Origin of the sequence: Nostoc sp. LPT (assembly GCF_017115165.1) — a bacterium.
In the GTDB taxonomy this organism is placed as follows: Bacteria; Cyanobacteriota; Cyanobacteriia; order Cyanobacteriales; family Nostocaceae; genus Nostoc.
Genome location: NZ_JABXKF010000092.1, coordinates 1 through 11573, shown reverse-complemented (window position 1 = coordinate 11573; position 11573 = coordinate 1). Strand labels below are relative to the sequence as shown.

The 11573-nt window shown below is 42.2% G+C and carries 10 protein-coding genes and 1 CRISPR repeat array; of the genes, 5 read left to right on the top strand and 5 right to left on the bottom strand.

Annotation, left to right across the window (positions count from 1 at the left end; genetic code table 11):
* Positions 1-444: 444 nt before the first annotated feature.
* Positions 445-1461 carry a ribose-phosphate pyrophosphokinase gene (locus HWQ58_RS18735; protein ID WP_292865720.1) on the bottom strand — a complete coding sequence of 339 codons (1017 nt, stop codon included), beginning with the start codon at positions 1459-1461 and terminating at the stop codon, positions 445-447.
* A gap of 836 nt (positions 1462-2297) precedes the next feature.
* On the opposite strand from HWQ58_RS18735, the gene HWQ58_RS18730 reads away from it, so the two are divergent.
* The 3 genes from HWQ58_RS18730 to bioD all read left to right on the top strand — a co-directional run bounded on the left by HWQ58_RS18730 (position 2298) and on the right by bioD (position 5421).
* Entirely contained in the window at positions 2298-2453 is a 156-nt protein-coding gene (locus HWQ58_RS18730; protein ID WP_292865717.1) for a hypothetical protein, read from the top strand.
* Between the two features lie 530 nt (positions 2454-2983).
* The gene (locus HWQ58_RS18725; protein WP_292865714.1) at positions 2984-4726 is read left to right on the top strand and encodes a serine/threonine-protein kinase; all 1743 of its coding nucleotides are present in this window, start codon (positions 2984-2986) and stop codon (positions 4724-4726) included.
* Positions 4726-5421, top strand: a complete 696-nt coding sequence (gene bioD, locus HWQ58_RS18720; protein WP_292865711.1) for a dethiobiotin synthase — start codon at positions 4726-4728, stop codon at positions 5419-5421. The genes HWQ58_RS18725 and bioD overlap by 1 nt, the downstream gene beginning before the upstream one ends.
* Before the next feature lie 126 nt (positions 5422-5547).
* Here the strand turns inward: bioD and HWQ58_RS18715 are convergent, their stop codons facing one another.
* The gene (locus HWQ58_RS18715; protein WP_292865723.1) at positions 5548-6444 is read right to left on the bottom strand and encodes a phosphorylase; all 897 of its coding nucleotides are present in this window, start codon (positions 6442-6444) and stop codon (positions 5548-5550) included.
* A 324-nt stretch (positions 6445-6768) separates the two neighbouring features.
* On the opposite strand from HWQ58_RS18715, the gene HWQ58_RS18710 reads away from it, so the two are divergent.
* Together HWQ58_RS18710 and HWQ58_RS18705 are read left to right on the top strand one after the other, a co-directional pair.
* Positions 6769-8025: an HhoA/HhoB/HtrA family serine endopeptidase gene (locus tag HWQ58_RS18710; protein ID WP_292865708.1), complete on the top strand. Its 1257-nt coding sequence runs from the start codon at positions 6769-6771 to the stop codon at positions 8023-8025.
* Between the two features lie 356 nt (positions 8026-8381).
* A complete protein-coding gene (locus HWQ58_RS18705; RefSeq protein ID WP_292865705.1) occupies positions 8382-8630 on the top strand; it encodes a hypothetical protein in 249 nt (82 codons plus the stop codon).
* 270 nt (positions 8631-8900) lie between these two features.
* Here HWQ58_RS18705 and aroF read toward each other — a convergent pair whose 3' ends face one another.
* From aroF to rpsO, 3 genes are all read right to left on the bottom strand, one after another.
* A complete protein-coding gene (gene aroF, locus HWQ58_RS18700; protein ID WP_292865702.1) occupies positions 8901-9959 on the bottom strand; it encodes a 3-deoxy-7-phosphoheptulonate synthase in 1059 nt (352 codons plus the stop codon).
* Between the two features lie 286 nt (positions 9960-10245).
* Positions 10246-10716 carry a PAM68 family protein gene (locus tag HWQ58_RS18695; RefSeq protein ID WP_292865699.1) on the bottom strand — a complete coding sequence of 157 codons (471 nt, stop codon included), beginning with the start codon at positions 10714-10716 and terminating at the stop codon, positions 10246-10248.
* 11 nt (positions 10717-10727) lie between these two features.
* Positions 10728-10997, bottom strand: a complete 270-nt coding sequence (gene rpsO / locus HWQ58_RS18690; protein ID WP_041565894.1) for a 30S ribosomal protein S15 — start codon at positions 10995-10997, stop codon at positions 10728-10730.
* A 138-nt stretch (positions 10998-11135) separates the two neighbouring features.
* Positions 11136-11325: a CRISPR direct-repeat array (repeat unit 24 nt; unit sequence ATAGGGATTTTAGTTGATTGCGAT).
* Positions 11326-11573: the final 248 nt, after the last annotated feature.

The following is an 11573-nucleotide window of genomic DNA, read 5'->3' as shown; positions in this document are numbered from 1 at the left end:
CCTACCTTAATGGATTATTGTCGGTTTGAGGCACTTCAAAAACTGAGATGCTCCCGAGGAAATGCTTAAACTTTCTATTCGATTAGTAATACATTATCTCAAGTATGGTTCCGTGGCGCTGCGGGCGTGTAGCGCCCGCAAGCTTGAGGCGATCGCATGATTCATACTTGGATTCAGCAACGCCCAGAATTGGTATAAGTCTTGTTTGGTAAACCACCTTGAAAGCTTGAACTGTTTGTATTGTAATCTCAGTACAGAAATTTTAAAGATGCTAAAAGCCCACACTATACCTGTTCAAGAGTACAGTGTGGGCAAGTTACGCTAATATAGCAAAAGCCTTGGTGATTAGGACATTAACAGATGATAAAAATTAGACATAAAGCTACTTTTCACCCAGTCCCCAGTCCCTAGTCACCAGTCCCTTGCTATAACACGAATCACAGTTTAGCGGAACATACTACTAACTGAAGTATCTTCATGAATTCGCCAGATAGTTTCTCCCAACAGATTAGCTACTGACAGCACCACTAGTTGTGAAAAACGATTGTTTTCTGGTATGGGAATGGTATTAGTGACAATGACTTCCTCAAACAAGCCACTAGACAACCGCTCCATCGCTGGTGGAGAGAATACCGCATGAGTTGCACAGGCATATACCTGACGCGCTCCTTCTTCACGCAGTAATCGCGCTCCTTCTGCGATCGTGCCGCCAGTGTCAATCATGTCATCCACCAACACTGCTGTTTTGCCTTTAACATCGCCGATAACATTTAACACTTCAGCAACATTATGTGCCTGACGACGTTTGTCAATAATCGCCAGTGGTGCATCATCCAGTTTTTTCGCAAATGCCCTAGCTCGTGCTACACCACCAACGTCAGGAGAAACAACCACCAAGTCTGGCAGTTGTTTGCTGGCTAGATAATCCAGCAATACTGGTGAACCATAAACATGGTCAAAGGGTATATCGAAATAGCCTTGAATCTGAGCCGAGTGTAAATCCATTGCGAGAACGCGGTTGGCACCGGCTTCGGTGATCAAGTTAGCAACCAGCTTGGCGGTTATTGACTCTCGTCCCGCTGTTTTGCGATCGGCACGAGCATAACCATAGTACGGAATTACTGCCGTCACCTGTCGCGCAGAAGCTCGACGACAGGCGTCAACCATAATTAATAATTCCATCAAATGATCGTTGACGGGTTGACAACATGGCTGGATTAAATAGACATCACAACCCCGAATCGATTCTTGGATTTGAACGTAAAGTTCTCCATCCGCAAATCTTTTGCGAATCATTGGCCCCAAGTCCATGCCCAGATAACGAGCGACTTCTTGAGACAGTTGTACATTGGCAGAGCCAGAAAACAGCCGCAGGCGATGATTATCGTTCAGTCCTGTTGCGGATGGTTGCACTTTGAAAGTTGCAGAACTGAGCACAGCAGATCCTCTATGTGCATTCATAGCAATATTATCATTAGAGATTTCATAGATTTAACCAAGAAATAGCCTAAAAAAACATCTGTAAGCTTTGTTGAAGCTTCCATACAAAATTTAAACATTTTTGTATAAATTTATTATTCGCTAATTATCTAGTCTTCTTGGCAAACAAGCTATTGATAGCTTAACTGACATCAAGTCCATCCACTAGTACGCCAGGGCGTAAATAGAGCAACCATTTAAAATCTCTAAAAAGAGCATTCCATAATACTTTTGACTTTTGATTTTTGACTTTTGCCTTGCAGTACTAGGTCTATAGTTCAATTTTTTGGTTGAGGTAAATAACCCTAATCGCTTAAACATTATTTGGTGTGGTAGGTTCTTCTAATTACCTCATTGATAGCTGAAAGTAAAGGATTGACAACTTTAGTGATATTAAAGAGTTTGTCCTCACACAGTATAGCACCTCTTTCTAAGTAGGTAAATAGTAGTTTATTACTCTATAGTCTACGCATTGACAAAAACGACAACTATAGAACCTAGAAGACGCTAGCTGTGGACAAAATTTATCCAGGCACTAGCAAGTTTTTAGATAAAGTTTGAATAAAGATTAAATAAAGATTAAATAAAGAGATTTTTTTTGCTCCTAAAACATTACTTAATAAAAATAATTCTATTTAAGTAAAGTGTTGTAAATATTTTTACTGAAAAGTTTTTAGTTAAATATAGAAAAATTGTTCAATATCAATAAATATCCTAGATGTTAAATCTGTCTGCGAACATCCTGTCACCTGTAAGCTACCAATCACCACTGAATTAGTTAGTACCCATATTGTTGCTGGGATAAAATTAATACTGTTGTGTATGCTCTGATTTTTGGGTGGTTGCGATCACTCCACTTGGGTGCAGCAATAACTGCATCCGTCCTGCGACTCAAACGGATGATAATTTTGGATGTTGGGGCGATCGCCACTCAAATAAATTTGGTAAATAGCCCAATGGCAGAATTTTTATAACTTTGCAGATGAAAATTGTAAAATTTTTTTGATGAAGTGACCCAAATTAGAGATCAAAGAGTAGCACCATAGACTTCCACAAAGTATCCATACACTAGCTCAAATAAAAATTGACAAAATTAAGATTTGTAATGCGAAAGGAATCATTCTTGATTTAGATAACACTATTCTTTCTAAAGACGATTGCTAACCATTTTATTGTGCAGAAGCTTGGCTTACACAAGCACAGTTAGCCGGATTGCAATTTTTTATTTTTCCACAGGATTGATTGAAAAAGAGATGAGTGATTTGTATAACTTGGATTCTCAAGTTAATTTTGCGTATTTCAAAATCTATCATTTTCCCAGGAAGAGAAATTGAATTGAGGATTGGGGACTCTGAAGTTATGCAGTAGGAAACAACCTTGCTCTAGTGGAGTGTAGTTGTTGAGTATAGTAGAATATTGCCGCAGGTAACTGTCCGTCGCCTCTTGGACTTAATCTTTGTGGGTGACTTCCTCTTCAGTTGCTACTACACTCAATCAATCGATCATGCAACCACCGATTACAGTTGGCACTGTCTTGCAAAACCGTTACCGCATAATTCAAATTCTCGGACAAGGAGGATTTGGTAGAACCTATCTGGCAGAAGACCAGAGGCGCTTTAACGAACTTTGCGCGATCAAGGAATTGAATTTAACAGCAAGGTCGGCTTTGGATTGGGAGAGGGCACAAGAGCTTTTTCATCGAGAAGCTGCCATTTTATATCAAATCGAACACCCACAAGTGCCGAAATTCCGGGAAAGATTTGAGCAAGACCAACGCTTATTTTTGGTGGAGGACTACGTTGCAGGTCAGACGTACCAAACTCTATTGGCTGAACGTCAAGCTGTGGGTAAAACTTTCACAGAGGCTGAAGTATTGCAGCTGATAGAGTTGTTGTTGCCTGTTTTAGAGCATATTCACAGTCGAGGGATTATTCACCGGGATATCTCGCCAGAAAATATTATTTTGCGAGATAGTGATGCTAAACCTGTGTTAATTGACTTTGGAGTGGTAAAGGAACTGGCAACACGTTTACGATCGCCAGAGAGTACAATGCCAAAAACCACTGTAGGAAAATTAGGCTACTCTCCTAGCGAACAAATGCAAACAGGGGGAGCATATCCTAGTAGTGATTTGTATGCATTAGCGGTAAGCGCGATTGTTTTGTTGACTGGTAAAGAACCAAAGGATCTATTTGATGAAAATCAACTAACTTGGAATTGGCAGCGGTCGGTAAAAGTGAACCCACGATTTGCTATAGTGTTGAATCGAATGTTGAATCATATACCGAGCAATCGCTATCAAAGTGCTGCTAGTGTATCTCAAGCACTACAATCTTTACAGGAAGTCAGTCTTCCTAATGTAAATGTGTCTAACTTGCAGACAATGGCAGTTGGCCGTCGTCCTGACTTAGTAGCACCAGCAGCTTCACCCAAGAACCCCGATCCTGTGATTCCACCAAGTCCCAGTAGCTCAATTTTGGATAATCCGTTAGCGATCGCCGCAATTGGCATTGCTGTCGTGATCGTAGCAGGATTTGGTTCTTGGGCAATAGTCAGTTCCATCCGCAGTCAGTCGAAAACACCAGATGAGACGCTTCCACAAAATTTCCCTTCACCAGTAATTTCTGGTGGTACTACATTCACACCGACACCGACACTCACACCGACACCAACACCGACACCTACACCTACTAACGATCGACCTGTTGTATCTACTAAGCGCCTCAAGCTTACAGCGTCTAACCCAACCACGGTTGAAGGTACTCTCAAAGCAAATCAAATCATCCAGTACAGCTTTTTTGGGCGAGAAGGTGCTAAATTAAACACGTTTATTGACCCAGGAAGCAGCATTCTGTTAACAGTCTTAAGTGCCGATGGACAACCAATCGAGAATACTGCCCAACAAGTCACATTTTATCAAGGCACATTGTTGGTTACTGGTAGATATACTATTGAATTAACTTTGCTTTCAGGAGTTGCCGAAAGCAATTACAACCTCAATGTTGCATTAGAAAAACCAGTTAAACCAACATCGACAGAACCACCCTTGCCAATTCCGACAGAACCACCCTTGCCAATTCCGACAGAGACACCTTTGCCAATTCCCACAGAGACACCCTTGCCACTTCCAACAGAGACACCTTTGCCAATTCCCACAGAAACACCTTTGCCAATTCCGACCATTACTGAAGCGCCGACTTTGCCGCCGACTGATGGAACCCAACCATTTTCTGGCCAAAGAAATTAATGTTAAACACACTACTGATTACTGGAACTGATACGGAAGCTGGTAAAACTGTTTTAACAACAGCGTTAGCAGCCTATTGGCAAAAATATTACCCGCAGCGTCGCTGGGGAATCATGAAACCGATTCAATCGGGAATTGGCGATCGCGAGTGGTATCAAAAGCTATTTGTGCTAGAACAATCTGCTGAAGAAATTACACCTTTATACTTTCAAGCACCTCTTGCTCCTCCTATAGCAGCAGCACGGGAAAATCGCCGAGTAGATTTAGCACTTGTGTGGCAAGCTTTGTCTAAATTGCGATCGCAGCGTGATTTTGTACTTGTAGAAGCCTTGGGAGGGTTAGGTTCGCCAATAACTGAGGAATTAACGGTAGCTGATTTGGCGGGGGAATGGCGTTTACCAACGGTATTGGTAGTACCAGTGAGATTGGGTGCGATCGCTCAAGCAGTGGCGAATGTAGCATTAGCTAGACAATCGCGCGTCAATCTCAAAGGCATTGTTTTGAACTGCGTACAACCCCGAACGGATGCAGAAATAGCCGACTGGACACCATATCAATTGATTCAATCACTCACTAACACGCCAGTTTTAGGCTGCTTACCCTATCTAGATAATCTGACTGATTTAGATAAACTTGCTCAAGTAGCATCAGATTTAGATTGGGAAACACTAACACTTGAAAATGATTTAAATTGACATTATCGAAGGAAGGCAGGAGGCAGGAGGCAGGAGGAAGGCAGTAAAACTTTTTATGTCTGATTATTAAGTCCTGCACTTTGTACCTCATCTACTTGAAAACTGCTGTATATCCTACTAACTCAATTACGATACAGCAACATTTTTGAGGATAGTCATCGGCCCTTGGGTTTTGAGAATCTCCATTTCTGCTGCATTTCGCACCAACAGCGCACCAGCGAATCCTAATGAATTCACAGAGATAGATTGGAAATGCTCTTGCGATCGCGGTACGATTAACATCCATTCTCGTGTCGCTAGCAGATTGTAAGCACCAAATTGCTTTGCATCTAAACCTACAGCGTGACGCAAAGTGTGATAAATTTCCAGTGTTGCTTGGGCCCCTGCAAATGGCGATCGCACCCAATTGGAATTTAGTGATGCGAAAGCATGTACAAAAGGAAGCTTTGCTAAAGTTGCGTTCGAGTTTTGAAATTGTGATGATGTTAGCAAAGGTTCAATTGGTATTTGCAACCCTGAAGGGGCAAGTGGTAGGGGTACTAATTGTAAGTGCTTGTGTCGCTGACTAGCACCTGCGGTTTTGCTACTGTTGTAAAATGCTAAACCATCGAAATCAGCCAAACACGCCCACATAGCCGTAAAATCTTCTAGGGTGAGTAAGCTTTCTTGTTCCTCAAAACCACGGGTGATAATTAACAGATGATAATCAACAACATTGAATTTATTTAAAATACATACATGGGTATCGGAGATATCCGCCACAAATAAATCCTCTTCGTAGGGCAAAAAAGGATTAAACTCTTCACCAGAAGTAACAGATTGTTTTTCCTGTTTCTTCTTAGCTGCTTTTTTGCGATTCAGGTTAGACAAAATCCGCACTAAAAAGCGCACGCCATCCTGTTCAACAAATTCAAATTCTGTCGGAATCGACAGTAGCGCCCCGCATTGCAAAGCATATTCAGTCCGTTCTTTAACACTTGTCCATAAAGTGCCAGGTTTAAGTAAGATTTTCCCCTGTGCCATTTTTATTCCTTCAGGCATGATGAAGAGTGCTGAGTTGTGTTAGCGGAAGCAAGGCGTTTAGCTCGTGCTGAGTTCTGAGTTGAAAGACCGCCCACAAGGGGTCTTGCTCAAACCCAAGTACATAAATTACTGAGTAATTCTTAATTTACTCAACACTGAAGTTTGGTAAAGAGTACGCAGCGATGTACGTCTCTACGAATGACTATATTCCAATACGGTTCAATAAAATACCAAAGCTTTCACAACAACGCAATACCTCCGCAACAAAACTGTCACAAATCATATCTACATTAGTAATACATTTAAATATCCTTCCAGACAGCAATGCAAAACCAATCTCGCGACAGAGAACACCCATCAAATAGCATTTCACATAACACTGCTGATGCCAAATATCATAAACCCTGGAGAAAGGCTGCCGCCTCTCTATCGCTTGTGTTGCTGGGATCAGGTATGACATTGGCAGGCGGCTATATGGCTGGACACTCTCAGCAGGTGTCTGAAAGTGCATCTAATTTGGCAGTAAGTCGAGTAAATGCCGCTCCTCCATTACCAGCTGCCACAGATCCTAACTTTGTGACCCGAGTGGTGCAAAAGGTAGGACCGGCTGTGGTGCGAATTGACTCTTCCCGAACCGTAAAAACACAGTTACCAGATGAATTTAACGATCCGTTTTTTCGCCGCTTTTTTGGTTCCCAACTGCCACAATCAGGAGAAAGGGTAGAACGGGGTACTGGTTCAGGTTTTCTTATCAGTGCCGATGGTCGGATTCTCACTAACGCCCATGTGGTAGATGGTGCTGATACGGTGACAGTGACACTCAAGGATGGGCGCACCTTGCAAGGTAAGGTGTTAGGAAAAGATGAATTAACCGATGTCGCTGTTATCAAGGTTCAGGCACAGAATCTACCTTTAGTAGCCTTGGGTAACTCAGATCAACTGCAACCGGGAGAATGGGCGATCGCGATCGGCAACCCCCTTGGATTAGATAATACAGTAACTACCGGAATCATCAGTGCTACCGGACGCAGTAGCAATCTAATCGGCGCTTCTGATAAGCGAGTAGAGTATATTCAAACTGACGCCGCAATTAATCCCGGTAACTCCGGCGGTCCCCTGCTAAATTCCCGTGGCGAGGTAATTGCCATGAATACAGCCATTATTCAAGGGGCACAAGGATTAGGCTTTGCTATTCCTATCAACACAGCACAACGCATTTCCAGTCAACTAATAGCTACAGGCAAAGTAGAACATCCTTACCTGGGAATTCAGATGGTGGGGTTAACACCTCAGCTCAAACAAAATATTAACTCAGATCCTAATAGCGGTATGAGTGTGAATGAAGATAAAGGTGTATTAGTTGTGAAAGTTGTGCCAAATTCACCAGCTGCTAAAGCAGGAATACGTGCTGGTGATGTGATCCAAACACTTGGAGGTCAAGCAGTCACAGATGCCAGCAGTGTCCAAAAGGCAGTAGAAAATAGTCAAGTCGGGAGCGACTTACGTATGGAATTACGTCGCAATGGGCAGGATATTAATATAGCTGTGCAACCTGGTGCTTTCCCCACCCAAGTGCAATAAAAGTTTTACTAATCAATTGAGTAAAAGTAAATTTTCTGGGATGGGTATTTTGCCCGCCCCTTTTTTTTAGGTGGCAAAATTGAGTTGCAGTAAGCGTATTGCCCTCAGGTAGGCACTGCCACAAACATGAAAATCGAAGTTTTCGGTATTAACACTACCAGCTTGTAAAAATAGTTTTATTCAATAGCAAAGTCATGTTTACATTTTTTATCCATGACATTAGTCACGGTTTAAATAATGACCTTTATCACTAGTGTATAGGTCTTTTCAACCCTAGTATTTATTTGTCAAAGCAATTAATATTTTATGAAAAATTAAGTTCTTTGATGTCAATATCATAAGAGGGATGTTTGCGAATGAGTATTAAAAGAATACTTGCTAGTGCAGCACTGATTTTACCAATTGCTGTTACCTTTATTCCTTTTCAAGCCGATGCTCAAATCAGACGACCAGTTAGGCGATCGGTTCCAGTTAGAATAATCAGAAGACCAGTGCGATTTAGAGTTCATACCCCTGTTCAAGCGAGGAAGATATTGCTTCCTGGACGTTGGGTTCAAACAAATCGTGGCCGCCACTGGATACCTGCTCGCTATGTATATCGATAAAAAGTCTTACAATTGCAAAAAAATATTGTCCATCAATGTTGATTGCAAATTTATTTTTTCATAGCTTTAGTTAGTGTTTAAAAATCCCCTTTAGAAATCTTCTAAAGGGGCATTATTTCATAATTACAATAAATAGGTAGGCATAATTAGACATACAAAAAAATCCTAGTTTGTGATGAGCGATTTCTCGCTTCTTTGGATTTATCAAAACTCAAGTCCTGACTACAAACTTTAATTTATTTATGCCTAGCAATAAGTTGCAACTGAATTTTAAGCTAGAGCCACTGCTGGTTGTTGCCAGCGTCCCACCGCCTTACCAATTACTGCCAATTCTTGCATCAAGTTATCGAAACGATCTGGTGTCAAAGATTGGGGCCCGTCCGATAAAGCTTTGGCAGGATTAGGGTGAACCTCTATCATCAGGGAATCTGTGCCAGCTGCGATCGCAGCCATTGCCATTGAAGGCACAAACTCAGACCAACCTACGCCGTGGCTGGGGTCAATCATAATTGGCAGGTGAGTCAGCTTTCGCAACACGGGCACTACTGATAAATCCAGTGTATTTCGCGTATATTGACGGTCAAAGGTACGTATTCCTCTTTCACACAAAATTACATTAGGATTGCCAGATGCCAGAATATACTCGGCTGCCATCAACCAATCTTCAATAGTAGCTGCCATTCCCCGCTTCAAGAGAACTGGTTTCGGCTGCGCTCCCACTTTTTTGAGCAAGGAGAAATTTTGCATATTTCTTGCTCCCACCTGAATCACATCAGCAACTTCGGCAATTTTATCCAGGTCTACGGCATCCATCACTTCTGTAATAATACCTAGTCCGCTAACTTCCCGCGCCCTTGCCAACAAATCCAAAGCACTCTCGCCATGTCCTTGAAAGGCATAAGGTGAAGTCCGGGGTTTGTATGCCCCTCCGCGCAAAAATGTGGCTCCAGCCGCCTTGACGCGCCGCGCCGTTTCCACAATCATTTCCTCATTTTCTACGGAGCAGGGGCCAGCAGCGACTACCAAAGGCTGATGTTCGCCAAATACTACTGCTCCATCAGGAGTATTAACCACCACTTCCGAAGCTTCACCGTGGCGGTACTGACGGCTAGCTCGTTTGTAAGGCTGCTCTACCCGTAACACCTGCTCAATCCAGGGACTAAGTTCCTGAATTTGTAGCGGGTCTAAGCTGGCAGTTTCACCTACTAGACCAATAACTACTTTGTGTTGACCAACAATTTTTTCTGGAGTTAGCCCCCAGCTAGTTAGTTCCTCATCAATGCGGTTTATTTCCGCTTCTGGAGAACCACTTTTCATTACTATAATCATCTGAAAGTTCCTGATTAATTAATTGAGTAAAATTTTCTGTAAATCGGCTAACTTTATTGTTGCCTATTGACCTAATTACAAATAGTTAAAAATAAAATTTGTTTACAAAATAAATAGACAAAATGTAGCGCTCAGTCAGTAGTTTTACTACTAAATAACTGGATATGGGGTATAAAAAGGATTGTATAATTTTAATTAGCAATGTTGAAGTTATAAAATTTCAACTTCAACATCCACTTTTTCATTTACCCTATACCACAGTTACTTAATACCTGAGCGCCGTTCATTATAAGTTTTTTTGCCGAGTTTCGCGCCAAGCTGCCACCATTCGTCCCCAATTGGTGTTGAACTCACCCAAACCCAGCAAACTTCCGACTTTTTCTTCATCCCAAGAGGCAGAGAGAACGCCATAAGTTATCCCTAAAACCCCCAAACCAAATAATCCCATGTTCACCAATAACACGGCGATGGGAGGTAGTCGGATGTCGGAGTAGGTAGCAAGCAGATAGCTAGCAACCAAGGCGCTAATGCCCAAAGCTGTTGGTACACCAGAGAACCCAGCTACCCGTCGGATCATTCGTTGGCTTACTACTTGGGGAATTGCCATCTCTTGTTTGGTGTAAACCACTTTTTTATCAGCCTGTTTGACGGATTCTTGGGGCTGTGCTGCTGGTTTACTTGGAGTTTTTGCGGGTTTTTGGCGCTTTTTGTTTGGTTCAAAGGGCAAACGACTGCGTTCAGATTCTTCAGCAGACATAAGCGGTAGTCCTATCCACGAATACCGAGACGAGCAATCAAAGCTTGATATTTCTCCCGGCTTTCTTGCGATATATAAGCTAGAAGACGCTTGCGCTGGCCGATTAGCTTCAACAGTCCCCGTCGGGAAGAATGGTCTTTTTTATTTGCCTGGAGATGTTCGCTGAGGCGGTTAATGCGCTCAGTTAGCATAGCAACTTGGACATCGGCCGAGCCAGTGTCAGTTTCGTGAACTTGGTAGTTGGAAATTATTTCTTGTTTCCGCAGTTGCGTGAGGGCCATGGTCGATTCAGTTTCTAGTTTTTCTAAAATGTATGCAGCAGTCTCCTATAATATCACAGCCCTCAAGCTGGATGTGGAATGACCTTTGAAGTAATATTTGTAATTTTTGATACTATGTTTTAGAGGCTAACTCTCAGTATACTTCGTTTCAATCCTTGATAGGGATTTTAGTTGATTGCGATGCTACTTTGAAGCAAAGTTCGATTATTTAATACAGCGTTTCAATCCCTAATAGGGATTTTAGTTGATTGCGATCAGCATTGGTCACATTAGCCATGATCGTAGCTGCGTTTCAATCCCTAATAGGGATTTTAGTTGATTGCGATGAATGGCAATTGTGCTAGATGTAAATAGCTGAAAGTCAGTCTACATAAGGTGCGCGGATGGTTTCAAGATGTTACAGCCTTCAAATCCTTGCATATACGGCAATTTAGCCATTTTTGTATTCCCCCCTTCCTGAACACCTACCCATCCGCGCATTTCGCGAAAAAACTAATCCGCTTGGAAAGCTGTTTACTTAGCCCTCTTCTGTCACTTTCCGGGGCAAGTAAGTAGTAAATAAACTAAACTATCCAG

Bases quoted from the DNA above. Each gene is read 5' to 3' on its own strand.
- HWQ58_RS18735 (WP_292865720.1), bottom strand. From the start codon at position 1,461: ATGAATGCACATAGAGGATCTGCTGTGCTCAGTTCTGCAACTTTCAAA.
- HWQ58_RS18725 (WP_292865714.1), top strand. From the start codon at position 2,984: ATGCAACCACCGATTACAGTTGGCACTGTCTTGCAAAACCGTTACCGC.
- bioD (WP_292865711.1), top strand. From the start codon at position 4,726: ATGTTAAACACACTACTGATTACTGGAACTGATACGGAAGCTGGTAAA.
- HWQ58_RS18715 (WP_292865723.1), bottom strand. From the start codon at position 6,444: ATGGCACAGGGGAAAATCTTACTTAAACCTGGCACTTTATGGACAAGT.
- HWQ58_RS18710 (WP_292865708.1), top strand. From the start codon at position 6,769: ATGCAAAACCAATCTCGCGACAGAGAACACCCATCAAATAGCATTTCA.
- HWQ58_RS18705 (WP_292865705.1), top strand. From the start codon at position 8,382: ATGAGTATTAAAAGAATACTTGCTAGTGCAGCACTGATTTTACCAATT.
- aroF (WP_292865702.1), bottom strand. From the start codon at position 9,959: ATGATTATAGTAATGAAAAGTGGTTCTCCAGAAGCGGAAATAAACCGC.
- HWQ58_RS18695 (WP_292865699.1), bottom strand. From the start codon at position 10,716: ATGTCTGCTGAAGAATCTGAACGCAGTCGTTTGCCCTTTGAACCAAAC.
- rpsO (WP_041565894.1), bottom strand. From the start codon at position 10,997: ATGGCCCTCACGCAACTGCGGAAACAAGAAATAATTTCCAACTACCAA.